The following is a 25,390-nucleotide window of genomic DNA, read 5'->3' on the forward strand; positions in this document are numbered from 1 at the left end:
TCCTACCCGTGAAATCCACCCCCTCCAACACCCGCCCTTTTCTGTCGACCGGCATCGGCAGCCGCCTGGCGTTTGCGCTCTACGCAATGGCCATGCTCGGGGCGCTCGGCGCCATCACGGCGCTGATCGAGCGGGCGGCCTCCTGACCGTGCAGGCCCATTGCACGGTGCGGCCGGGTCATCGCCTCTGACGGAACCCCTTGCCACCCAGCACCGAAGAACGCCTGCGCCAGCTCGAACGCAGCAACGAAGACCTCATGGGCCTGGTGACGGCGCTCAGCGCCATCACCACGGCGCTGGCCGCGACGCATCCGCAGCGCGCTGTCCTGCTCGAAGCGTTGGTCCGCGCCGCGCCCGGCGTGCGCCAAGCCACGCAGGACCACGGCGTTTCCGAGCGCACCCAAATGGTGCTGGAGCAATTCACCAATTTGTTGCATCAGACGCTGACCGAGCCGGTGCCATCGCAATTCGACGAGGCCGACGACGTCATCCGGTCGTTCCTGCAGAACCCGCCGGCCAGCAAGGACGACAGCGCTTGACCAACCGCCCCGGCATCGCCACGATGGGTACTGCCGGGTCCGCATCACATCGGCCCGGGAATTGCTATTTGCATCCCATGCGAGCTGAGCCCACCGTCATCCTGGAAGTCGATCGGCGCCTGGCGCACTTCATCCGGGGCGCGCGTCCCGCCGAGCCGGCCCGTGCCACGGCGCTGGAAATGGGCCGCTGGCAGGCGGCCCTGGAGGTGCGGCAGATCCTGCAGGAAGCCTGCCCCTACGATTCGAGCGCTGCCGCGCGCGTGGCCTGGTTCACCGAGAAGTACGGCGACGCCGCAGACTCGGTCATCGGTGATCTGAAATGAAACGAGCGCGGTGCACACAGTGCACCGCGCTCGGGACAAGACGCCGACGCGCCTGAGCTGCACCCGCCTTGCGGCGGGCCAGGGTCAGGTGGTCACCGGCACCAGGAACTCGCGGCTGATGTGGCTGCCCAGCTCGTTCACGCGGTCCAGAAACTGCGTCAGGAAGGCATGCAGGCCGGTCGCCAGGATCTCGTCGATGCGGCCGAACTTCAGGTCGGCCCGCAGCTTGCCGGCGCGGCGCAGCGTCTCGCTGTTCGGGTCGGCGGTCACCATCTCCAGGTTGATCAGCACATCGTTCAGGCTGGCGTGCAGCGAGCGCGGCATGTCGGCCCGCAGGATCAGCAACTCGGCCACGCGCTCGGGGCGAATCACATCGCGGTAGACCTTGCGGTAGACCTCGAACGCCGATACGGAACGCAGGATCGCACTCCAGTGGTAGAAGTCGTATTCCTGGTCCTTTTCGCTCGCGGCGCCGTAGAAGTCGCTCTCGACCGCGTGGAACTTCACGTCGACCAGGCGCGCCGTGTTGTCGGCCCGCTCCAGGAACGTGCCCAGGCGCAGGAAGTAGAAAGCCTCGTCCTGCAGCATGGTGCCCAGCGTGACGCCGCGCGACAGGTGCGAGCGGAACTTGACCCACTCGAAGAACTGCGCCGGATCGGACTCGAATTCGCCGGCGCGCAGCATGCGGTTGACGTCCAGCCAGGTGGAATTGGCGGTCTCCCAGACTTCCGTCGTCAGGCTGCCGCGCACGGCACGGGCGTTCTCGCGCGCAGCGCGCAGGCACGAGATGATGGACGAGGGGTTGCTCTCGTCCTTGACCATGAACTCCATGACCTCGCGCGAGGTGATGGCGTCGTGGTTGCTGGCGTAGGCTTCACGCAGTTCGCTGATGGACAGCAGCCCTTGCCAGCCCAGCTGGGCCACGGCGGCGGACTGCGGCAAGAGCGAGGACTGGTAGTTGACGTCCAACATGCGGGCGGTGTTCTCCGCGCGCTCGGTGTAACGCGACATCCAGAACAAATGGTCGGCGGTGCGGCTCAGCATGCTTACTTCCCTTGGCTTTGTTTTTGGCTTGGCGCCGGCGCAGCAGCAGGCGGTGGCTTGGGGCTGTCTTCTTCGAGGATCCAGGTGTCCTTGGTGCCCCCGCCCTGCGAGGAGTTGACCACCAGCGAACCATCCTTCAGCGCCACGCGGGTCAGGCCGCCGGGCACCATCTGCACCTCTTTGCCCGACAACACGAATGGCCGCAGGTCGATGTGGCGCGGCGCGATGCCCGATTCGACGAAGGTCGGGCAGCTGGACAGCGACAGCGTGGGCTGCGCGATGTAACCGCTGGGGTTGGCCAGCACGGCCTTGCGGAAGTCTTCGATCTCGGCCTTGGTGGCGGCCGGGCCGACCAGCATGCCGTAGCCGCCGGCGCCGTGCACCTCCTTGACGACCAGGTCCTTCAAGTTGTCGAGCACGTACTTCAGGTCATCCGCATTGCGGCACATGTAAGTCGGTACGTTGTTCAGAATGGGTTTTTCACCCAGGTAGAACTCGATCATCTTGGGCACATAGGGGTAGATCGACTTGTCGTCGGCCACACCGGTGCCAACGGCATTGCAGATCACCACGTTGCCGGCCTTGTACGCCTCCATCAGCCCGGCGCAGCCCAGCGTGGACGTGGGGCGGAACACCTTGGGGTCGAGGAAGTCGTCGTCCACGCGCCGGTAGATCACGTCCACGCGCTTGGGGCCGCGCGTGGTGCGCATGTAGACGAAGTTGTCCTTGACCATCAGGTCCTGGCCCTCGACCAGCTCGATGCCCATCTGCTGGGCCAGGAAGGCGTGCTCGAAATAGGCGCTGTTGTACATACCGGGGGTGAGCACGATCACCGTCGGGTCGGCAGTGGCCGGCGGCGCCGAGGCGCGCAACGTTTCGAGCAGCAGATCGGGGTAGTGCGCAACCGGTGCGACGTGGTGGTGGCTGAACAGGTCGGGGAACAACCGCATCATCATCTTGCGGTCTTCCAGCATGTAGCTCACGCCGCTGGGCACGCGCAGGTTGTCTTCGAGCACGTAGTACTCGCCATTGCCCTGGGCATCGGGCGCACGCACGATGTCGACGCCCGCGATGTGCGAATAGACATGGTTCGGCACGTCCACACCCACCATCTCCGGGCGGAACTGGGCGTTGTTCACGATCTGTTCTCTGGGAATCAGACCGGCCTTGATGATGTCCTGGTCGTGGTAGACGTCGTGGATGAACCGGTTCAGCGCCGTGACGCGCTGCACCAGGCCCTTTTCCATGGCGGCCCATTCGGCGGCCGGGATGATGCGTGGGATCAGGTCGAACGGGATCAGGCGCTCGGTGCCGGAGCCGTCCTCGTCCTTGGCGCCATACACCGCGAAGGTGATGCCGACACGGCGGAAGATCATCTCCGCCTCTGACCTGCGCTTGGCCATCATGTCGCCGGGCTGGCGTGCGAGCCAGTCATCGTAGATCTTGTAGTGATCCCGGATTTGCGCGCCCTTCGAAAAGAATTCGTAAGGGAGCTTGGTGTACATCTCGTCGTATTTCAACATGCGGGCTTCTCCTGACAGCTAGGATAGCAAGTTGCAAGCCAGCTTCTCACGACATCCACCGCCATCGGCGCAAAAAAAAGCCGCAAGACAGACCTCGCGGCATGGTGTAAATGGGCGCGCTTAGGTCGCGCCGATGGAGGCCAGTGCGTCCTCGCCGAGCACTGGCACCAGGGCCGGTCGGCCGACGATCAGCGGGTCGGTCGAACCAATGGTGGCGAGGTCGCGCTGGGTGTAGGGCAGCCGGTGCAGCAGATAGCGCATGGCGTTGAGCCGCGCTCGCTTCTTGCAGTCGCTCTTGATCACCGTCCATGGTGCGTCCGAGGTATCGCACTGCACGAACATGGCCTCCTTGGCACGCGTGTAGTCGTCCCATTTGTCGAGCGAGGCCTTGTCGATGGGGCTGAGCTTCCAGTGCTTGAGCGGGTGCAGTTCGCGCTCCTTGAAGCGGCGGCGCTGCTCGGCCTGGCTGACGGAGAACCAGAACTTCACGACATGCACGCCCGCACGCACCAGCTGGCGCTCGAACTCCGGCGCCTGGCGCAGAAACTCCTGGTACTCGTGTTCGGAGCAGAAGCCCATGACCCGCTCCACGCCCGAACGGTTGTACCAGCTGCGATCGAACAGCACGATCTCGCCGCGCGTGGGAAGGTGCTGGATGTAACGCTGGAAGTACCACTGGCCGCGCTCGACATCGCTAGGTTTCTCGAGCGCCACGACGCGCGCGCCACGCGGGTTCAGATGCTCCATGAAACGCTTGATCGCCCCGCCCTTGCCGGCGGCATCGCGCCCCTCGAAGACGATGACGACGCGCTGGCCGGTCTCCTTGACCCAGGACTGCAGCTTCAGCAGCTCGACCTGCAACCGGTACTTCTGCCGCTCGTAACTTTTGCGTGACAGCAGATTCTTGTAGGGGTAGGCCCCCTCACGCCAGCCGGCGCTGAGCTCGGCGTCCGGGTCGACGCCGCGGCCGGGCGCATCTGCCGCCGGGGCGAACAGCGCGCTGCGCAGCGCCTTCAGCTCGTCGGGTGATGCGCCGCGCGCCAGGGTCTGCAGTTGCTGCAGCACCTGTGACTGCGAGGCGCCGTTCCCCGCCTGCGCCAGCAGATCGGAGACGACCAGAGTCTGCACCGTCTCGGCCGTACTGGTGCCACGCGCCACGCGGTCGGCCTCGGCCGCGCGCCGGCCCGGGCGCGCCAGCGTGTCGCCGGCGTTGACCGGACGCGGTCTGGCGCCTGCGCGGCGCGGATTGCGGGTAGGGGGGAAAGGTGCTGGGGTTGGGTTGTCTTTGGCCATGTTGTTGTACGCGTCTGCGGGAAGATGACAGTGCGGTGACACCGCCATCTTGCAGCGCCAGCCGCGCCGCAAGTTGATCGACATCAAACGTACACCGCATCGCTCACGGCGGGCGGTGCTGCCAATAGCGCGGTCGCTGCGCACGTTCGCAGTGCACGCGATCGGGCGCCTGGCTGTACCAGGTGATGGCCCCGCAACGCGAGGAGCCGACCACAGCCGCGCCGTGCGCCTCGATGCGCTGCACCACGTCGGCCGCCGGGTGGCCAAAGCGGTTGCGGTAGCCGGCCTGCACCAGGGCGATGCGCGGCGCCACGCGCTTGAGGAACGCGGCACTGGACGACGTTTTGCTGCCGTGATGAGGGACCAGCAGCACGTCGGCCTGCAGCAGTTCGCCGGCTGCAACCAACCGGGCCTCTTGCGGCTGCTCGATGTCCCCCGCCAGCAGCGCCGCCTGGCCCGTGGTGGCGATGCGCAGCACGCAGCTGTCGGCGTTGGCCTTTGCGCTGCGTGGGCCGCCTGCAGGCGGATGCAGCACGGTGAACGCCACGCCATCCCACTCCCAGTGCTGCCCGGCCGCGCAGGGCGCGCCCGGACGCAAGGCCAAGAGCGCGTGGTCCGGTGGCAGCGACGCCAACAGCGCTGCCTGCGGCTGCATGGCGAGGACGGCCTGCGCCCCACCGCTGTGGTCGCTGTCGCTGTGGCTCACGACCACCGTGTCCAGGCGCTCGCCCAGCGCGCGCAGGAGTGGCACCAGCACACGGTGACCGGCATCGCTGTCCTGACCGTAACGCGGCCCGGTGTCGTAGAGCAGGCTGTGCCGTGCCGTGCGCACCAACACGGCGTTGCCCTGGCCGATGTCGACGGCCAGCAACTCGAAGCTGCCGTGCGATGGCCGCTGCGGCTGCCACCACAGCGCCGGCAGCAACAGGGGCAGACCGATCAGCCGCAGCGCCAGCGGCGCCCGCACCACCAGCAGCACGGCCCCGAGCACTGCGGCCGCACCCACGGCCAGCGGCACCGCCGCAGCGCTGACGCTGGCCAGCGGCCAGCCCGCCATCACGCGCAGCACCGCGGCCAGCAGGCCAACGGCGATGCCCGCCACTTCCCACAGGGCCGGCCACACCGCACCGAGAATGGCCAGCGGCGTCAGCACCAGCGTGACCCAGGGAATGGCCAGCAGGTTGGCCACCAGCCCCACCAGCGACACCTGCTGGAACAGCAGCAGGGACAGCGGCGCCAGCGCCAGCGTCACGATCCACTGCTCGCGCAACATGCGCAAGAAAGCGCCCGCCGTGCGCCGTGCCAGGTCCGCAGCGGTCGCGTGCGAACGCCCGGCATCGGTGGCGAACAAGACGCCCACTGCGACGAAGCTGAGCCAGAAGCCGGGCTGCAGCAGCGCCCACGGGTCCAGCACCAGCACCGCGCTGCAGGCCAGCGCCCAGACCAGGGGCCAAGGCCAGGCGCGGCCCGACAGCCGCAGCAGCGCCACCGTGGCCAACATCAGAGCGTGCGCTGGGCGGGCACGCCCCAACCGCTGAACATCGCATAGGCGCCGGCCAGCACGACGCCGCCCACCAGCCCCGCGTGCTGGGCCGGGCACCACAGACTGACCGGCGAGCCGCGCCACGCCAGGCGGCGCCATGCGGCCCGCACCAGCGCCCCGGCCAGCCAGGCGAACATGGTGATGTGCAAACCTGAGACGCTGAGCAGGTGGGCCACACCGGTCGCGCGGAACAGCTCCCAATCGGCGCGCTCCACGGCGCCCTGGTCGCCCATGACCAGCGCGGCCACCACGCCGGCCTGCGCACGGTCGGCCACGCGCGCGAAGATCGCCTCGCGCATCGCGTGGCGGGCACGCTCGACCGGGTGGCGCCAGCTGCGGGCCAGCAGCTGCGGCGGCAGGTCGCGCGGGCCGGCCCGCACATAGCCGGTGGCCTGCACACCGCGCTCCCACAGCAGCAGTTCGTAGTCGAAGCCGTGCGGGTTGCGGTGGCCGTGCGGCGCACGCAGGCGAACCTGCAACTGCCAGCGGTCGCCTGCGCGCCAGTCGGCCGTGCGCTGCACCGCCGCATCGGGTGAGCCATCCGGTGCGGCGGTCCACAGGGTGCCGTGGTACCACGACAGTTCGATGCGCGGCGGCACCGCCACCGGCCGGCCATCGAGCTGCGCGGTCTCGACATCCAGCCGCAGCCGCGTGGCGATCTCACCAGGCTGCGGCATGGCCGCCACGGTGCCGATCACCACCAGATCGCGGCCTTCGAGCGCCGGATCCAGCGCCGAGCCCAGGTACCACAGCGCGCGCAGGCCGCACAGACCGAAGGCAACCGCCGCCACGCCCGCGCCCATCGCCAGCTGCCGCATGCCGGGCCTGGCCCGCCCCGCCAACACCGCCCAGGCGACCACCGCGGCACCCGCCAGCAGCAAGGCGGCGTAGCCCCAACCCGGCCCCAGCCCGGCCTGCTGCAACTGCAGGGCCGTGCCCGCCGGCAGGCCCAGGCACGAGGGCAGCCAGAGACCGGCGCGCACGTCGCCGGCCCGCATTTGTCGCCAGCCCTCCGTCTGCCCCAACATGAGTCCCCACTACACTGGCTTGCCCCAAGCCGGATGCGCACGTTGCACACGCCGCATCGCTCACTGGCTCGGCTCTTGCTTAGCAATCCTCCAGCTAGTATCCAGCACCGCTGGCGAGGGCCACAACCTTTCTTCGGCATCAAAAGAGACAACACATGTCCACACACGCAGCGCTGAACCACATCACCCACTACCGCTACGACCGGCCCGTGCAACTGGGACCCCAGGTCATCCGTCTGCGGCCTGCGCCACATTGCCGCAGCAATGTCATCTCCTACTCGCTGACGGTCGAGCCGGCCAACCACTTCATCAACTGGCAGCAGGACCCGTTTGCCAATTACCAGGCGCGCCTGGTGTTCCCGGAAAAGTCCACCGAGTTCAAGATCACGGTGGATCTGGTCGTCGAGATGGCGGTCTACAACCCGTTCGACTTCTTCCTGGAGCCGGCGGCCGAGAACTTCCCGTTCAAGTACGAGCCACTGGTCAAGGAAGAACTGGCGCCGTACCTGGCGCTCGAGCCCATGACGCCGCTGGTCGAGAAGTACCTGAAGACCATCGACCTCACCGAGCGCCGCACCATCGACTTTCTGGTGGCGATCAACCAGCAGGTGGCCAAGGACATCCGCTACCTGATCCGCATGGAGCCTGGCGTGCAGTCGCCCGAGGAGACGCTTGCCAACGCCAGCGGCTCGTGCCGCGATTCGGGCTGGCTGCTGGTGCAACTGTTGCGCCGCTGCGGCCTGGCGGCGCGCTTCGTCTCGGGCTACCTGATCCAGCTGACGCCCGACGTCAAGGCGCTGGACGGCCCCAGCGGCACCGACCACGACTTCACCGACCTGCACGCCTGGTGTGAGGTGTACCTGCCCGGCGCCGGCTGGGTCGGCCTGGATGCGACCTCGGGCCTGCTCGCCGGCGAAGGCCACATCCCGCTGGCCTGCACGCCCCAGCCCTCGGGCGCCGCGCCCATCGAGGGCCTGGTCGACGATGCCGAAGTCACCTTCGAGCACCACATGGGCGTCACGCGCATCTACGAATCGCCGCGTGTCACCAAGCCCTACACCGAAGAGCAATGGGCCGACGTGCTGGCACTGGGCCAGCAGGTGGACGCCGAGCTGGTGGCCGGCGACGTGCGCCTGACCATGGGCGGCGAGCCCACCTTCGTCGCCACCACCGACCGCGACGCCGGCGAGTGGAACACCGACGCGCTCGGCCCGACGAAACGCGGCTACGCCACCGAACTGGTGCAGAAGCTGCGCGCGGAATACGGCGATGGCGGCTTCCTGCATTTCGGCCAGGGCAAGTGGTACCCCGGCGAGCAGTTGCCGCGCTGGGCGCTGTCGATCTTCTGGCGTGCCGATGGCCAGCCCGTGTGGCGCAACCCCGACCTGTTCGCCGATGAGCGTGTGCCCGCGCAGTACAGCAGCGAGGACGCCCGCCGCTTCACCGAGCTGCTGACCAGGAAGCTGCACATCTCCGCCGAACACATCGAGCCCGGCTACGAGGACACCTGGTACTACCTGTGGCGCGAGCGCCGCCTGCCCGTCAACGTTGACCCCTTCGATTCGCGGCTGGACGATGAGATGGAGCGTGTGCGTTTGCGCCGGGTGTTCGAGCAGAAGCTCGATGCCGTGGTCGGCTACGTGCTGCCCATTGCGGTAGACGAAGGCCCGTCGCTGGCCGGCCCGAAGTGGACCACCGGCCCGTGGTTCCTGCGTGACGAGCGCATGTACCTCATGCCGGGCGATTCGCCGATGGGCTACCGATTGCCGCTCGATTCGCTGCCCTGGATCAGCAAGAGCGACTTCCCCTACATGATCGAGCGCGACCCCACAGCCCCGCGTGACGCATTGCCGGCGGCCGATGCTATCCGCGCCCGCTACGTGGCCGCGCTGAGTGCCGGCCGGGACCCGGCGATGCTGGTGGGTCAGCCCGCATCGGACGAATCGGCGCGACGCATGCAGTCCAGGGTCGGCGGGGCCGCAGGCGGCGATGCTGCCGTTGCTGGACTCGCTGGTGGAACCATCGCTGGTGGAATCGGTGCTGGAGGCGCTGATGTTGGTGGCGGCGCCGTTGGTGGCACCGCCGGCACTGGTGCGGGCGGCACGGGCACGCGTGCCGGTGCTGCAGCCCTGTCGCAGGGCGAATCGGCCGCGTCCAGCCGGGCGCCCAACCGCTTCGAATCCGCCCACTGGACCAAGCGCACGGCCCTGTGCGTGGAAGCCCGTGACCCACGCCGCGCCAATGGCGCCAAGGCCGAGCAGGTCGGCACCAAGTCCGGCCAGCTCTACATCTTTATGCCGCCTTTGGAGCGCCTGGAGGACTACCTGGAGCTGGTCGCCGCGATCGAAGCCACGGCGCAGGATCTGGGCGTCAAGATCGTCATGGAAGGCTACCCGCCGCCGCGCGATCCGCGCCTGAAGATGCTGCAGGTCACGCCCGACCCGGGCGTCATCGAAGTCAACATCCACCCGGCCCACAACTTCACAGAACTCGTGGAGCACACCGAGTTCCTCTACCAGGCCGCGTTCGAGACGCGCCTGTCGGCCGAAAAGTTCATGACCGACGGCCGCCACACCGGCACCGGCGGCGGCAACCACTTCGTGCTGGGCGGGGCCACGCCGATCGACAGCCCGTTCCTGCGCCGCCCCGAGCTGTTGGGCAGCCTGATCCTGTACTGGCACAACCACCCCTCGCTGTCCTACCTGTTCAGCGGCATGTTCATCGGGCCGACCAGCCAGGCACCGCGCGTGGACGAGGCGCGCAACGACCAGCTGTACGAGCTGGAGATCGCGCTGCGCGAGATCACGCGCAACCGTGAGGTCTACGGCAACGACATGCCGCCATGGCTGGTGGACCGCACGCTGCGCAACATCCTGATCGACGTCACCGGCAACACGCACCGCAGCGAGTTCTGCATCGACAAGATGTACTCGCCCGATTCGGCCACCGGCCGCCTGGGCCTGTTGGAGCTGCGCGCCTTCGAGATGCCGCCGCACGCGCGCATGAGCATCGTGCAACAGCTGCTGCTGCGCGCGCTGATCGCCCGCTTCTGGAACGCCCCGTACAAAGCGCCGGCCACGCGTTGGGGCACAGAGCTGCACGACAAGTTTCTGCTGCCCACCTTCGTGCAGATGGACTTCGCCGACATCATGCGCGAGATGCGCGAGGCCGGCTACGCGTTCGACACCGCCTGGTTCGCGCCGCACCTGGAGTTCCGCTTCCCCATCGTCGGCCAGGTGCAGGCCAGCGGCATGGAGCTGACCGTTCGCAATGCCCTGGAGCCCTGGCACGTGATGGGCGAGGAAGGCACGTCGGGCGGCACCGCGCGGTATGTGGATTCTTCACTGGAGCGCGTCGAAGTGCGCGTGACCGGCCTGAACGAGAGCCGCTACGTCGTCACCTGCAACGGCCGCGCGATGTCGTTGCAGCCGACCGGCATCAAGGGCGAATTCGTCGGTGGTGTGCGCTACCGCGCGTGGAACCCGCCATCGGCACTGCACCCCAGCATCGGCGTGCACGCCCCCCTGGTGTTCGACATCGTCGACACCTGGATGAAGCGCTCGCTGGGCGGTGGCCAGTACCACGTCGCCCACCCCGGCGGGCGCAACTACGACACCTTCCCGGTCAACTCCTACGAAGCCGAAAGCCGGCGCCTGTCGCGCTTCCTGCGCATCGGGCACACACCGGGCACGATGTTGGTGCCCCCGGCCACGATCAACGTGGCCGGCAGCCGCGAGTTCCCCTTCACGCTGGACTTGCGTCGGTAGGAAGCAACGAGCGACGGTGTCCGTGATGTGACAATGCGGGCCACGTGGACAAGTACAACAACAACCTATTCGATACCCAAGCGCAGGAGAGCCCTGCAGGGTTCGCCTCCGCGCTGGCCCGTCAGGCAATGCCCGGGCATTTCGACGAGTTGCGGGGCGTGGCGCGACCTGCCAACGCCAGCGCGCCCCGCAGCACCGAAGCGCGCCCGCCCCTGACCCCAAGCTGGGGCGAGTTCTTCGAGCTGCTCGGCCGCGAGGGCTTTGCCGACCTGGACCGTCGGGCCGCGCAGCTGCAGCGCCAGCTGCGCGACAACGGCGTCACCTACAACGTCTATGCCGATGCCGGCAACCCGCAGCGGCCCTGGTCGCTGGACCTGTTTCCGCTGATCGTCACGCCGGAGAGCTGGCGCCAGATCGAGACTGGCGTGCTGCAGCGCGTGCGCGTGCTCGACAGCGTCATGGCCGACGTTTACGGCCCGCAGCGTTTGCTCGCCAAGGGGCTGCTGCCGCCCGCGCTGGTGCAGGGCCACCCCGGCTACCTGCGCTCCATGCACGGCTGGACACCGCGTGCCGAGACGCACCTGCACATCGCCGCGTTCGACCTGGCCCACGGGGCCGACGGCAACTGGTGGGTCGTGTCGCAGCGCACGCAGGCACCCTCCGGCCTGGGGTATCTGCTGGAGAACCGGCTCGCCATTTCGCGCCTGTTCCCGCAGGCCTTCGAATCGCTGCAGGTGCAGCGGCTGGCCGGCACCTACAGCGCGCTGGTGCAGGGCTTGAAGCGCATGAGCCCGGCCGGTGCAGATGCCCACATCGCCCTGTTGACGCCCGGCCCCTACAACGAGACCTACTTCGAGCACGCCTATCTGGCCCGCTATCTGGGCCTGACCCTGGTCGAAGGCAGCGACCTGACCGTGCGCGACCAGCGCCTGTACCTGAAGACGCTCAAGGGCCTGGAGCCGGTGCACGGCCTGCTCAAGCGGCTGGACGACCAGTACCTGGACCCGCTCGAGCTGCGGCCCGATTCGCGCCTGGGCGTGCCCGGTCTGCTGCAGGCCATCCGCGCCGGCAATGTGCTGATCGCCAATGCGCCGGGCTCGGCCTTCCTCGAATCACCGGCCCTGCTGGGCTTTCTGCCGGCACTGGCCCGCCATCTGCTGCAGGAAGAGCTGAAACTGCCGGCCCTGCCCACCTGGTGGTGCGGAGAACGCGCGGCCATGGAAGCTGCCCTGCCCGACTTGCCCAGCTGCGTCATCAAGCCGACCTATGGCGAACACGGTGGCGCCACCTTCGAAGCGCGTCTGGGCGGCAGCCTGTCGCGCCGCGAGCTGGACGAATGGGCCGGCCGCATCGTGCGCCAGGGCGACGAGCACACCGTGCAGACCTACATGCCGCTGTCGCAGATGCCCACCTGGAACAGCGGCGCCGGCCACCCCCCGCGCATCGCACCGCGCTCGGTGATGCTGCGCGTGTTCGCGGTGTCCGACGGCCCGCGCTCCTGGCGCGTGCTGCCCGGTGGCCTGGCCCGCATGGTCAGCGTGCAGCACAGCATCGCCTCGATGCAGCGTGGTGGCAGCAGTGCCGACGTCTGGGTGCGCACGCCGGGCGAAGTCGACCGCACCACGCTCCTGCAATCCCACCTGTCACCCGCCGCCGTGGTCCACAGAAAACGCATGGTCACCAGCCGCGCCGCCGAGAACCTGTTCTGGCTGGGCCGCTACGCCGAACGCACCGAGAACACGCTGCGCCTGGCGCGCGTGACGCTGAACATGCTGAACGGCGAGGAGCAATCCTCTCCACCGCTGTTGGCCTGGCTGTACGAGATGGCCGTGACCTTCGCACTGGTGCTGCCGGCCGTGCCCTCGCCGGCGCAGGCGCGGCGCGTGTTCGAGCGTTCGCTCATCGCCGGCCTGGGCGACACCGACAAGGTGCACAGCGTGGGCTACAACCTGCGCTCGACCCGCTTTGCCGCATCGGCCATCCGCGAGCGGCTGTCGCAGGAGCACTGGAACGTGATCGTGCGGGCCGAAGAAGGGTTTCTGGCGCGCTGCGCCGAACACACCCGCAACGGCGACTTCTCGGCCGTAGAGGCGTTGCGGCTGCTCGAATCCACCAGCACCGCCACCGCCGCCATGACCGGCGCGCAGACCGACCGCATGACGCGTGACGACGGTTGGCGGCTGCTCAGCATCGGCCGCCATGTCGAGCGGCTGAGCTTCCTGTCCTCGGCGCTGGCCCGCGGCATCAGAACCGGATCGGTGGCCAGCAACGGCGGGTTCGAGGCCATGCTGGCGTTGTTCGACAGCACCATCACCTTCCACTCGCAATACCAGCAGAGCCGCGACCTCGCCGCGCTGCTGGACCTGCTGGTGCTGGACCGCGACAACCCGCGCTCGCTGGGCTGGGTGGCGCAGACGCTGCGTGGCCGGGTCGCCAAGCTGGCCGGTGATGCGCCCGCCGACACGACGCCCCTGGCCCGCGATGTGGTGCGCCCGATCACCTGGGATCTGGAAGCGCTGTGCAGCCCGGGCGACGACCAAAGCTACGCCACGCTGCAGGAACACCTGGAGCGCTGCACGCAATGCGCCTTCGATGTGTCCGACGCCATTGGCGCCATCTATTTCACGCACTCGCGCGACGCCAAGAAGAGCGTTGGCGCGTGACATGAAGCACCCCCCAGGCGGCTTCGCCGCTCCCCCCTCTGCTCCGCGATTGGGGCGCACCCAGCGGCCTGGCAGAGCCAGTTCCGCGGGTGCCCTGGCAGGTCATGCGTTCGGCGTGCGGGTCCATAGGCTGCGTGCGGCGCGCCGCGGAATCGAGGTTTGAAATGAAGCTGCGCGTCACGCACGAAACCCGCTACCGCTACTCGCCTTCGGTCGAAACAGCCCAGCACGTGGCGCACCTGCGCCCGCGCAACACGGCCGGCCAGCGCCTGCTGGACCACCATCTGCGCATCGAGCCCTTGCCTGGCGAACTGCGCTTTTCGGACGACGTGTTCGGCAACACGCGCGCATTTTTTGCGCTGCAGGTCGGGCACGATGAGCTGGCCGTGGTGTCCGACAGCGTGGTCGAGACGCTGCCCCAGCGTCTGCCGGACAGCGCCACGACCTGGGAGCAGGTGCGTGACCGCTTCCGCTACCGCGCGGGCGGCTCGTATGACGCGGCGGCCGAGTTCCTGTTCGCATCGCCCTACGTGCCGCGCCACGCCGATTTCACCGCCTACGCCCGGCCCAGCTTCGGCACCGGCGTCGCGCTGCTGGCCGCTGCGCGCGACCTGACACGGCGCATCTACCGCGACTTCGAATACTCGACCAACAGCACCGAGATCAACACCCCCGCAGTCGAAGCGCTGGCGCTGCGCAAGGGCGTGTGCCAGGATTTCGCCCACATCATGGTGGCCTGCTGGCGCATGATGGGCCTGCCCGCGCGCTACGTCAGCGGCTACCTGCTGACGCAGCCGCCACCGGGCAAGCCGCGGCTGGTCGGTGCCGACGCTTCGCACGCCTGGGTCTCGGTCTACGTGCCGGAGGTGCCGGGCCACGACGGCTGGTTCGACTTCGACCCCACCAACGACCGCGTGCCTGGCGAAGACTATGTGACGCTGGCCGTCGGCCGCGATTTTTCCGACGTCTCGCCGATGCGCGGCGTCATCCATGGCGGTGCCAGCCACACCTTGCGCGTCGGCGTGACGGTGGCGCCACTCGCTGAAACCCAGGGGGTCGTCGGCCAGGGCCAGAGCCAGGCACACAGCCAAAGCCAAAGCCAAAGCCAAAGCCAGAGCCAGAGCCAGACCCCAACCCAGACACAGGAGCCACGCCCATGAACATCTACGACAAGCTGAAGGAACAAGGCATCACGCTGCCGCCCGTTGCCACGCCCGCCGCCGCTTATGTGCCCTTCGTGCAGACCGGCAACCTGGTGTTCCTGTCCGGCCACATCGCCAAGAAGGACGGCAAGGTCTGGGTCGGCCAGCTGGGCAAGAACCTGGCCACCGAAGACGGCAAGGCCGCGGCCCGCGCTGTCGCCATCGACCTGCTGGGCACGCTGCACGCCGCCGTGGGCGATCTGAACAAGATCAAGCGCATCGTCAAGCTGATGAGCCTGGTCAACTCCACGCCTGACTTCACCGAGCAGCACCTGGTGACCAACGGCGCCAGCGAGCTGTTCGGCGAGTGGTTCGGCGCAGCCGGCGCGCATGCACGCAGCGCCTTCGGCGTCGCGCAGAACCCCATGGGCGCCTGCGTGGAGATCGAGCTCATCGCCGAAATCGGGTAACGGGTGGGGCCGGGCCGCCCGGGGGCGCATCAACAGGGGCGGCGCCAGCGCGGGAGCACCGGCGGCGCGACGTGGCGACCGGGGTGACTGTCACACAGGCTTCACCGAACCGATGCAGTGTTCGGTGGTTTCCCATGACTCCAGAGCACCATGCCAAAAGACTTCTCCACGATGGAGGACAGCAACCGCTGTCCCAATCCCAGCATCCACGACATCAGCCAGCCCTCGCGCCGCACTCTGTTGCGTGGCGCAGCGGCGTCGGCCTTCCTCGCGCCGCTGGCGGGCCTGGGCCTGGCCGGCTGCGCGACCGGCGGCTTGTCTGCCATGGGCACGTCGCTGGGCTTCAAGAGCGTGCCGATCTCCAACGCCGACAACATCACCGTGCCTGAGGGCTACACCGCCCAGGTGATCGCCCCCTGGGGCGACCCGGTCGGCCTGTCGGGCGACACCCCGGCTTTCAAGCGCGACGCCAGCAACACCGCAGCCGAGCAGGAAGCCCAGTTCGGCATGCACCACGACGGCATCCACTTCTACGCAAAGGGTGCCCAGTCGGGCCTGCTGGTGATGAACCACGAGTACGTGGACGACGGCTTGCTGCACCGGGACGGCCTGGCCAACTGGAGCGCCGAGAAGGTGCGCAAGGCCCAGGCCGCGCATGGCGTCAGCGTCTGCGAAGTGGCGCTGACGAACGGCCGCTGGGATGTGGTGCGCCCCTCGCCCTGGGCGCGCCGCATCACGGCGCGCACACCCATGGCCATCGGCGGCCCGGCCGCCGGCCACGCGCTGATGCGCACCGCGGCCGACCCGGCCGGCCGCCGCGTGCTCGGCACGCTGAACAACTGCGGCACCGGCATGACGCCCTGGGGTACGTTCCTGACGTGTGAAGAGAACTTCGCCTTCTACTTCAAGGGCCCCGACCAACCCGACGCGCACCAGGCCCGCTGGGGCCTGCGCAAGGGCGACCCGGTGGGCTACCGCTGGCACGAACACGACGAGCGCTTCGACGCCAGCAAGCACCCCAACGAGCTGAACCGCTTCGGCTGGGTGGTGGAAATCGACCCGAACAACCCCAGCAGCACGCCCGTCAAACGCACAGCCCTGGGGCGCGCGGCGCACGAAGGCGCCACCGTGGCCACGACGCGCGACGGCCGCGCCGTGGTCTACAGCGGCGAAGACGCCCGCTTCGAATACATCTACAAGTTCGTCAGCCGCGATCGCATCCAGAGCGGCGGGGCAGCAGCCAACGCCACGCTGCTGGACCACGGCACGCTGTACGTGGCGCGCTTCGACGCCGACGGCCGTGGCCGCTGGCTGGCGCTGGCGCATGGCGAGGGCCCTTTGACGGCGGCCAACGGTTTCGCCGACCAGGGCGAGGTGTTGATCAAGAGCCGCCAGGCCAGCGACCGCCTGGGCGCCACCAAGATGGACCGGCCCGAGTGGATCGCGGTGGACCGGCAAGGCTGGGTCTACTGCACGCTGACCAACAACAGCAACCGTGGTGGCAAAGACCATCCGGGCATCGACGCTGCCAACCCGCGCGCCAACAACAGCATGGGCCACATCATCCGGTGGAAAGAAGACGGCGACCACGACGGCCTGGCGTTCCAGTGGAACCACTTCGTGCTGGCTGGCGAGGCGTTGAACGAGCGCGCCGAGGCCAAGGGCAATGTCAAAGGTGACGCGTTCGCCTGCCCGGACGGCCTGTGGGTGGACGCGCGCGGCGTGATGTGGATCCAGACCGACATGTCGACCTCGGCCATGGGCAAGGGCGAACTCGCGGGGCTGGCGCACAACATGATGCTGGCGGCTGACCCGGCCACCGGCGAGGTTCGCCGCTTCCTGACCGGCCCGGCCGGCTGCGAGGTCACCGGCGCCACCAGCACGCCGGACGGCCGCACGATGTTCGTGAACATCCAGCACCCAGGCGAAAGCCCCAGTGAGCGCAGTGACCCGGCTGCACCCACACGCTTTTCCAACTGGCCCGACAAGGGCGCCAACCGCCCGCGCTCGGCGACGGTGGTGATCCGGCGGGTGGACGGGGGCGTGATCGGCGCCTGAGCCTCGCCCGGCGGCCGAAGCGAGTGGTACGGGGCAAAGCCGAGGGCGGTCGACCGAGGCAGTCCACCCAAGCGGTCCCTTGACCAGTTGCTCAACCAGTCCCTGCGACGGTCACCGCGCCAGTCGCCGCTGCGACAGCTACACGCGATGGCGCGCGCCGTGCGTCCTGAAGGCCGGGTTCACTGCGTACTATGGCGCTCCGACAACGACGGAGACACGCCACCATGCAACGCAGACGATTCCTGGCCCGCAGCACGGCCGCCGGCACCCTGGCCGCTGGCCTGGCCGCGCCCGCGCTGGCACAAGGCAACAACCCGCAAGTGCGCTGGCGCCTGGCGTCCAGTTACCCGCGATCGCTGGCCACCATCTACGGCGCCATGGACATGGCGGTCAAGCGCGTCGGCGAGCTGACCGAGGGCCGATTCAACATCAGCCTGCACCCGGCCGGCGAACTGGTGCCGCCGCTGCAGGTGCTGGACGCCACACAGTCCGGCTCGGTCGAGGCCGGGCATTCGGCCAGCTACTTCTACATCGGCAAAGACCCGGCCTTCGGCTTCGGCACCGCCCTGCCCTTCGGCCTGAACGCGCGCGGCCAGAACGCCTGGCTGTACGAAGGCGGCGGGCAAGCGCTGCTCGACGAGTTCTATGCCAGCCAGGGTGTGATGGTGATGCCGGTGGGCAATACCGGCGCGCAGATGGCCGGCTGGTACCGCAAGGAGATCAAGACCCCGGAAGACCTGAAGGGGCTGAAGTTCCGCGTCGGCGGACTGGCCGGCATGGCGCTGGCCAAGCTCGGCGTGGTCGCCCAGCAGCTGGCCGCAGGCGATCTGTACGTGGCACTGGAAAAGGGCGTGCTGGACGCGGCCGAGTTCGTCGGCCCATACGACGACGAGAAGCTGGGCCTGCACAAGGTCGCCAAGTACTACTACTACCCGGGCTGGTGAGAAGGCTCGGCCACGTTGTCGCTATTCGTCAACCCCAAGGCCTGGGCTGCGCTGCCGGCGCACTACCAGATCGCACTGCGCACCGCCGCTGCCGAGGCCAACCAGTGGTGCACGGCCAAGTACGACGTCGAGAACCCGCGTGCCCTGGCGCGACTGGTGGCCGGCGGCGCTGTGCTGCGCGCCTTCCCGCGGCCGGTGCTGGACGCCGGCTACAAGGCCACGACAGCGCTGTACGACGAGCTGGCCGGCAAGAGCCCGGCGTTCAAGAAGATCTTCACGCCCTGGCTCAAGTTCCGTGACGAACAGGTGCTGTGGCAGCAGTTCTGCGAAGGCCCGTTCGACAGCTACATGACGGCCGCCTCGCGCCGACGGTGATGCAGTGGTGCTGTGCGGCGGTGCCCAGTCGGCTGGCAGCTGAGGGCCCCACGCAAACCTGCAGCCGATGGACGCCGATGCGCTCGGCGCCGGTCCACCCGATGCGCGTGCACGCCGCAGGCCGCAGTCTGGCGGTACAGGCATGACCACGGCGCTGGATTCCGCGCTGTCGATCGCCGACCTGCGCACCATGGCCCGGCGCCGGCTGCCGCGCGCGGTGTTCGAGTTCATCGATGGCGGGGCCGAGGACGAGTTGACGCTGGCCGACAACCGCGCCGCTTTCGAACGCCTGCGCATCGTGCCGCGCGTGCTGGTGGATGTGTCGGCCCCGCAGATGGCAACCGACATCGCCGGCACGCCCTCGGCCGCGCCGTTCGTGGTGGCGCCCATGGGCTCGTGCGCGCTGGGCTGGCCGCAGGCCGATCTGGCGATTGCGCGGGCGGCGGCAGCGCATGGCATTCCCTACACGCTGTCGACCATGTCGACCACCAGCATCGAGCGCATGGCCGACGCGGTGCAGGGCGCGCTGTGGTTCCAGCTCTATGTGCTGCGCGACCGCGCGTTCAACCACAAGCTGGTGCAGCGCGCGCAGGCTTCAGGCTACGGCACGCTGGTGGTCACGCTCGACCTGCCGGCCGGCGGCAAGCGCGAGCGTGATCTGCGCAACGGCGTCTCGGTCCCGCTGCGCGTGACGCCGCGCATGGTGTGGGACGGCATCACGCACCCGGGCTGGTCGTGGCGCACGCTGCGCGCCGGCCCCTTGCAGTTCGAGAACGTGCAGGGCCTGATGGGCGACCAGAGCGCGGGCCTGACCATCGCGGCCCGGGTCGGCCAGAACCTGGACGCCGCCTACGCGTGGAGCGATCTGGCCGCGCTGCGCGACAGCTGGCGCGGCAAGCTGTTGGTCAAGGGGGTGGAGCACCCGGCCGATGCGGCCCGGCTGGCCGCGCTGGGCGTGGACGGCATCTGGGTCTCCAACCATGGCGGGCGCCAGCTCGACGGCGCATTGGCCTCGGCCGATGCGCTGGCGCTGGTGGCCGCCGCCACCCAGGGCCGCGTGGCGCTGTTGGTCGATTCGGGCGTGCGCCGTGGCGTGGACGCGCTGAAGGCCCGCATGCTGGGCGCGCAGGCCGTGGCCATCGGCCGGGCCGCAATGTTCGGCGTCTGCGCTGGCGGCGAGGCCGGGGCACACCGGGCCATTGCCATCCTGCTGGCAGAGCTGCGGCTGGCGATGCAGCTGGCCGGTGTGCCCACGCTGGACGCAGCCGAGCCGGGCATGCTCAGTCGGCCGGCGGCTGTGGGCTGAGCCTCAGCGCCAGCATCTTGCAACCTCTCGCCTAACACTTCAATAGTTGTTGTATTATAGATTTATGGACGACACAACGGCTGTTCAAGCACTTGGCGCATTGGCCCATGCCATGCGCTTGCGGGTGTTCCGCGCGCTGGTGGTGGCGGGACCGGATGGCGTGATTCCCACCGCTTTGGCCGAGCAGCTGGAGGTCGCGCCCAACACGCTGTCGTTCCACCTCAAGGAGCTGACGCACGCCGGCCTGGTGACGCAGGAGCGCCACGGCCGCAACCTGATCTACCGCGCCTCGTTTGACGCGATGAATGACCTGGTGGGCTATCTGACGGAGAACTGTTGCAACGGAGAAGCCTGCATCACCGCCGATGTCTCCATTTGCCGCCCCGCATGACCCACGCCGCTTTCCCATCGTCCACACCCATCGTTCACCACCTGACCGCATCACCATGACATCACCCACCTCCAACGTGCTGTTCATCTGCACCGGAAACTCCGCCCGCTCCATCCTGGCCGAAGCGATGCTGAAGAAGCTCGGCCAAGGCCGCTTCGGTGCCTTCTCGGCCGGCAGTCAGCCTAAAGGGCAGGTCCACCCGCTGGCCCTGCAGACGCTCAAGCACCTGCATTTCGACGACACCGGATTCAGCAGCAAGAGCTGGGGCGTCTTTGCCGAGCCGGACGCACCGCGCATGGATTTCGTGATCACCGTGTGCGACCAGGCGGCCGGCGAGGCCTGCCCGATCTGGCCGGGCCAACCCATCACGGCGCACTGGGGCGTGCCGGACCCTGCCGCGGTCGAGGGTACTGAAGAGACCAAGCTGCGGGCCTTCATGGACACGGCCGTCACGCTCAAGCGCCGCATCGAATTCCTGCTGGCGCTGCCGCTCACCAAGCTGGAGCGCCTGGCCATCCAGCACGAAATGCGCGACATCGGGACCCGCTGAGATGAAACAACCCCCACGCTACCCCGCTTCGCGAGGTCCGCTGCCCCCCGAGGGGGCGCGTCAGCGGCTTCGCGCGGCCGGGGGCCACTGACATGCCCACCAACATCCTGATCCTGTGCACCCACAACTCAGCGCGCAGCGTGCTGTCCGAAGGCATGCTGAACCACTGGGCTGCCACCCAAGGCGCTGACCTGCGGGCCTACAGCGCAGGCAGTGCGCCCAGTGGCCGCGTCAACCCGCTGGCCATCGAGGTGTTGCAGGCGGCCGGCATCGACACATCGGCCTACCGCAGCAAGAGCTGGGACGAATTCACCGGCCCGGACGCACCGCAGATGCGGGTCGTCATCACGGTCTGCGACAGCGCCGCAGCGGAGACCTGCCCCTACTGGCCCGGCTCGCCCATCACGCTGCACTGGGGCTACCCCGATCCATCGAACGCCGGCAGCAACGTGGACGAAAAGCGCGCTGCTTTCGAGGCCACCCGCCAGGCCATCGGGGAGCGCATGCGGCTGCTGGCCCAGGTGCCGTTCGACACGCTGGACGATGCGCAGCTGAGCGCCGCGCTGCAGCGGCTCTGAGCTCCCCGACTCTTCCGGGTCTTGCCGCAGCAGCGCTACGGCGGATCTTCCACGCCCTTCACGCCAAGACGCACGCATGCTGACCGCCATCCTCATCTTCATCTTCACGCTGGTGCTCGTCATCTGGCAGCCCCGCGGCCTGGGCATCGGCTGGAGCGCCTCGCTCGGTGCCGTGCTCGCCCTGCTGTTCGGCGTCGTTCAGCTGTCGGACATTCCAGTGGTCTGGCAGATCGTCTGGAACGCCACGGCCACGTTCGTGGCCGTCATCATCATCAGCTTGCTGCTGGACGAAGCCGGCTTCTTCGAATGGGCCGCCCTGCACGTGGCGCGCTGGGGCGGTGGGCGCGGGCCGCGCCTGTTCGCCTTCATCGTGCTGCTGGGCGCGGCCGTGGCGGCGCTGTTCGCCAACGACGGCGCGGCGCTGATCCTGACGCCCATCGTCATGGCGATGCTGGTGGCACTGGGCTTCTCACCGGCCGCCACGCTGGCCTTCGTGATGGCGGCCGGCTTCATTGCCGACACCGCCAGCCTGCCGCTGATCGTCTCCAACCTGGTCAACATCGTGTCGGCCGATTTCTTCGACATCGGCTTCAACCAGTACGCGGCGGTCATGGTGCCGGTGAACATCGCCGCCGTGCTGGCGAGCCTGCTGGTGCTGATGCTGTACTTTCGCCGAAGCATTCCCGCCACCTACGACATGGCGCAGCTGAAGGCACCGTCACAGGCCATCCGCGACGCGGCCACGTTCCGCGCCGGCTGGGTGGTGCTGGTGCTGCTGCTGGTCGGCTTTTTCGGGCTGGAACCGCTGGGCGTGCCGGTCAGCGCTGTTGCGGCCGTGGGTGCCGTGGTGCTGCTGGCGGTGGCGGGCAAGGGCTCGGTCATCAGCACGCGCAAGGTGCTGCACGGGGCGCCGTGGCAGATCGTGGTGTTCTCGCTGGGCATGTACCTGGTGGTCTACGGCCTGCGCAATGCCGGGCTGACCGACCGCATCGCCACGCTGCTGGACGTCTTCGCGCAGGGCGGCATCTGGGGCGCCGCGCTGGGCACAGGCGTGCTCACCGCGCTGCTGTCCTCGGTCATGAACAACATGCCCACTGTGTTGATCGGCGCGCTGTCCATCGATGCGTCGCAGGCCAGCGGCGTCATCAAGGAGGCGATGGTCTATGCCAACGTCATCGGCTGCGACCTGGGGCCCAAGATCACGCCAATCGGCAGCCTGGCCACCCTGCTTTGGCTGCATGTGCTGCAGAAGAAGGGCACGACCATCGCCTGGGGCTACTACTTCAAGGTCGGCATCGTGCTGACCTTGCCCGTGCTGCTGGTGACGCTGTCGGCCCTGGCACTGCGGTTGAGCGTGGGTTGAAGCGCGCCTACTCGACCCGGATCACCGCCGCCGGCGTGAAGCCCAGCTCGGTGGCCTTGCCCTTGCGCCCGCGCCCGGCCAGCGCGTTGTTCAGCGAGCGGATTTCCAGCGTCTCTTCGCGCGCCTTGCCGCCACGGCCCACGCCCTCGATGCGCACGCTGCGGGTGTAGGCAGCCGCGCCGGCCAGGGTGTCCTTGGGTTCCAAATCCATCAGCATCAGGCCCCGACCGCCCTTCTCCATGAGCTTGAGTTCGCTGATCGCAAAGCCCAGGATGCGGCGCCCGGCTGTCGACGCGCACACCACGTGCGTGGCGTCCGCCAACGTCAGGCCTTGCGCCACGCCAGACACGTGCGAGGGCCGGCAGATGGTCTCGCCCTCGCCCAGGCTGATGAAGGCCTTGCCGCCGCGCTGGCGCGACAGCATGTTCTCCACCGTCGCCAGAAAGCCGTAGCCGCCCGAGCTGCACAGCAGCAGCGTGGCGTGGGCCGGGCCGGCGAAGAAGTGCGCCAGTTGCGTGCCGCTCTCCAGCTCGATCAGCGAGCTGACCGGCTGCCCATCGCCCCGCGCGCCGGGTAGCGCGGCCACCGGCACGGTGTAGACACGGCCCACCTTGTCCTTGGCCGTGCCGAAGACCAGCAGCGTGTCCACGCTGCGGCACTCGAACGCGGCGTACAGCGCGTCGCCCGATTTGAAGCTGTAGTCGGCCGGCACCGCGCGGTCTTTGGCCCAGCCCTTCTGCGCGCGGACCCAGCCCTTCTCGGACACGACGACGGTGACCGGCTCGTCGACGACGCGCACCTCGGCCACGGCGCGCTTGTCGGCCTGGATCAGCGTGCGGCGCGCATCGGCAAAGGTCTTGGCATCGGCCTCGATCTCCTTGACCATCAGACGGCGCAGCGAAGCGGGGTTGTTGAGCACGTCTTCGAGGCGGCCCTGCTCCGCGCGCAACTCGCTCAGCTCCTGCTCGATCTTGATGGCTTCCAGCCGCGCCAGTTGGCGCAGGCGGATTTCGAGGATGTCTTCGGCCTGGCGGTCGCTCAAGCTGAAGCGGGCGATCAGCGCCGACTTGGGCTCGTCCGACTGGCGGATGATGGCGATCACCTCGTCGATGTTCAGCAGCACGATCTGCCGCCCTTCGAGGATGTGGATGCGGTCCAGCACCTTGTCCAGCCGGTGCCGCGTGCGGCGCTGCACCGTGGTCTGGCGGAACTCCAGCCATTCGGCCAGCAGCTCGCGCATCGACTTCTGCGTCGGCCGGCCATCCAGACCCACGCCCGTGAGGTTGATCGGCGACGTCGTTTCCAGGCTGGTGTGGGCCAGGAGCGCCGTCGTCAGTTCCTGCTGGGAAATACGGCTGGTTTTGGGCTCGAACACCAGGCGCACCGCGGCGTCCTTGCTGGACTCGTCGCGCACCACGTCGAGCACGGCCAGGATCGCGGCCTTGAGTTGCATCTGGTCCTGGCTCAGCGTCTTCTTGCCGGCCTTGACCTGGGGGTTGGTCAGCGCCTCAATCTCCTCGAGCACACGCTGGTTGCTGACGCCGGGCGGCAGCTCGTTGACGACCAGTTGCCACTGCCCGCGCGCCAGTTCTTCGATCTTCCAACGGGCGCGCACCTTGAGCGAGCCACGGCCCGTGCGATAGGCCTCGGCAATCTCGGCCGGGCTGCTGATGATCTGGCCGCCGCCTGCGTAGTCGGGGCCGGGGATGATCTGCAGCAGTTCCTCGTCGGTGAGCTTGGGCGTCTTGATCAGCGCGATGCAGGCGTCGGCGACTTCCCTCAGGTTGTGGCTGGGGATTTCGGTGGCCAGGCCGACTGCGATGCCGCTCGCGCCGTTGAGCAGCGTGAACGGCAGACGCGCTGGTAGCTGGCGGGGCTCCTCCGTCGACCCGTCGTAGTTGGGGATGAAATCCACCGTGCCTTCGTCGATCTCGTCCATCAGCAGGCGCGTGATGCGGGCCAGCCGCGCCTCGGTGTAGCGCATGGCTGCGGCACCGTCGCCGTCGCGGCTGCCGAAGTTGCCCTGGCCGTCGATCAAGGGGTAGCGCTGGCTGAAATCCTGCGCCATGCGCACCAGCGCGTCGTAGGCGGCCTGGTCGCCGTGCGGGTGGAAGCGGCCCAGCACATCGCCGACCACGCGCGCGCTCTTGACGGGCTTGGCGCCGACCGTGCCATTGGCGCCACCGAACGACAGGCCCATGCGCGCCATCGAGTACAGGATGCGCCGCTGCACCGGCTTCTGGCCGTCGCAGACATCGGGCAGCGCGCGGCCCTTGACCACGCTCATCGCGTATTCGAGGTAGGCGCGCTGGGCGTAGCGGCCCAGGTCGAGCGAATCGTCGCCCTCGCCGTCGGCCGGGCCCCCGGTACCGGGGCCTTGCGGCGGCACGTCGGAAAAGTCCAGGGTGGAAGCGTCGTCAATCATGTGCGTCAGAAAATGCGGAAAGCGGCGCGCCGGCGGCGGCCATGCAGAGAAGGGACAGGGGTGCCG

At 68.5% G+C, this 25,390-nt stretch carries 17 protein-coding genes and 2 pseudogenes; 14 read left to right on the plus strand and 5 right to left on the minus strand.

Annotated features, from left to right (window positions below; translation table 11 throughout):
• Positions 1 to 8 precede the first annotated feature (8 nt).
• From AC099J_RS25245 to AC099J_RS25255, 3 genes are all read left to right on the plus strand, one after another.
• On the plus strand, positions 9 to 146 hold the full coding sequence (locus tag AC099J_RS25245) for a hypothetical protein (RefSeq protein ID WP_479618053.1): 138 nt from the start codon (positions 9 to 11) through the stop codon (positions 144 to 146).
• Positions 147 to 199: 53 nt separating this feature from the next.
• On the plus strand, positions 200 to 538 hold the full coding sequence (locus AC099J_RS25250; RefSeq protein ID WP_479618054.1) for a hypothetical protein: 339 nt from the start codon (positions 200 to 202) through the stop codon (positions 536 to 538).
• Between the two features lie 77 nt (positions 539 to 615).
• Positions 616 to 861, plus strand: coding sequence for a hypothetical protein (locus tag AC099J_RS25255; protein ID WP_479618055.1), 246 nt, complete (start codon positions 616 to 618; stop codon positions 859 to 861).
• An 84-nt stretch (positions 862 to 945) separates the two neighbouring features.
• Here the strand turns inward: AC099J_RS25255 and AC099J_RS25260 are convergent, their stop codons facing one another.
• From AC099J_RS25260 to AC099J_RS25275, 4 genes and pseudogenes are all read right to left on the minus strand, one after another.
• Entirely contained in the window at positions 946 to 1,905 is a 960-nt protein-coding gene (locus AC099J_RS25260) for an alpha-E domain-containing protein (protein ID WP_479618056.1), read from the minus strand.
• A 2-nt stretch (positions 1,906 to 1,907) separates the two neighbouring features.
• Entirely contained in the window at positions 1,908 to 3,428 is a 1,521-nt protein-coding gene (locus AC099J_RS25265) for a circularly permuted type 2 ATP-grasp protein (protein WP_479618057.1), read from the minus strand.
• A 120-nt stretch (positions 3,429 to 3,548) separates the two neighbouring features.
• Positions 3,549 to 4,721: a polyphosphate kinase 2 gene (gene ppk2 / locus AC099J_RS25270; RefSeq protein WP_479618058.1), complete on the minus strand. Its 1,173-nt coding sequence runs from the start codon at positions 4,719 to 4,721 to the stop codon at positions 3,549 to 3,551.
• A gap of 103 nt (positions 4,722 to 4,824) precedes the next feature.
• Positions 4,825 to 7,262: pseudogene (locus AC099J_RS25275) on the minus strand (DNA internalization-related competence protein ComEC/Rec2).
• 185 nt (positions 7,263 to 7,447) lie between these two features.
• On the opposite strand from AC099J_RS25275, the gene AC099J_RS25280 reads away from it, so the two are divergent.
• The 11 genes and pseudogenes from AC099J_RS25280 (at position 7,448) to AC099J_RS25330 (ending at position 22,899) form a co-directional block, all read left to right on the plus strand.
• Entirely contained in the window at positions 7,448 to 11,059 is a 3,612-nt protein-coding gene (locus AC099J_RS25280; RefSeq protein WP_479618059.1) for a transglutaminase family protein, read from the plus strand.
• 44 nt (positions 11,060 to 11,103) lie between these two features.
• The gene (locus AC099J_RS25285; RefSeq protein ID WP_479618060.1) at positions 11,104 to 13,722 is read left to right on the plus strand and encodes a circularly permuted type 2 ATP-grasp protein; all 2,619 of its coding nucleotides are present in this window, start codon (positions 11,104 to 11,106) and stop codon (positions 13,720 to 13,722) included.
• Between the two features lie 164 nt (positions 13,723 to 13,886).
• Positions 13,887 to 14,882, plus strand: coding sequence for a transglutaminase family protein (locus tag AC099J_RS25290; protein ID WP_479618061.1), 996 nt, complete (start codon positions 13,887 to 13,889; stop codon positions 14,880 to 14,882).
• Positions 14,879 to 15,334 carry a RidA family protein gene (locus tag AC099J_RS25295; RefSeq protein ID WP_479618062.1) on the plus strand — a complete coding sequence of 152 codons (456 nt, stop codon included), beginning with the start codon at positions 14,879 to 14,881 and terminating at the stop codon, positions 15,332 to 15,334. Before AC099J_RS25290 ends, AC099J_RS25295 begins: the two co-directional genes overlap by 4 nt.
• A 150-nt stretch (positions 15,335 to 15,484) precedes the next feature.
• A complete protein-coding gene (locus tag AC099J_RS25300; protein WP_479618063.1) occupies positions 15,485 to 17,392 on the plus strand; it encodes a PhoX family protein in 1,908 nt (635 codons plus the stop codon).
• 224 nt (positions 17,393 to 17,616) lie between these two features.
• A pseudogene (locus AC099J_RS25305) lies at positions 17,617 to 18,711 on the plus strand (TRAP transporter substrate-binding protein).
• Between the two features lie 142 nt (positions 18,712 to 18,853).
• On the plus strand, positions 18,854 to 20,017 hold the full coding sequence (locus AC099J_RS25310; protein WP_479618064.1) for an alpha-hydroxy acid oxidase: 1,164 nt from the start codon (positions 18,854 to 18,856) through the stop codon (positions 20,015 to 20,017).
• Positions 20,018 to 20,081: 64 nt separating this feature from the next.
• The gene (locus tag AC099J_RS25315) at positions 20,082 to 20,408 is read left to right on the plus strand and encodes an ArsR/SmtB family transcription factor (RefSeq protein WP_479618065.1); all 327 of its coding nucleotides are present in this window, start codon (positions 20,082 to 20,084) and stop codon (positions 20,406 to 20,408) included.
• Positions 20,409 to 20,463: 55 nt separating this feature from the next.
• Positions 20,464 to 20,958, plus strand: coding sequence for an arsenate reductase ArsC (locus AC099J_RS25320; RefSeq protein WP_479618066.1), 495 nt, complete (start codon positions 20,464 to 20,466; stop codon positions 20,956 to 20,958).
• Between the two features lie 92 nt (positions 20,959 to 21,050).
• Positions 21,051 to 21,536, plus strand: a complete 486-nt coding sequence (locus tag AC099J_RS25325; RefSeq protein WP_479618067.1) for an arsenate reductase ArsC — start codon at positions 21,051 to 21,053, stop codon at positions 21,534 to 21,536.
• A gap of 76 nt (positions 21,537 to 21,612) precedes the next feature.
• On the plus strand, positions 21,613 to 22,899 hold the full coding sequence (locus AC099J_RS25330; protein WP_479618068.1) for an arsenic transporter: 1,287 nt from the start codon (positions 21,613 to 21,615) through the stop codon (positions 22,897 to 22,899).
• Positions 22,900 to 22,906: 7 nt separating this feature from the next.
• Here AC099J_RS25330 and parC read toward each other — a convergent pair whose 3' ends face one another.
• A complete protein-coding gene (parC, locus tag AC099J_RS25335; protein WP_479618201.1) occupies positions 22,907 to 25,321 on the minus strand; it encodes a DNA topoisomerase IV subunit A in 2,415 nt (804 codons plus the stop codon).
• Positions 25,322 to 25,390 lie beyond the last annotated feature (69 nt).

This window comes from Rhodoferax sp. RT4P68, assembly GCF_056521305.1.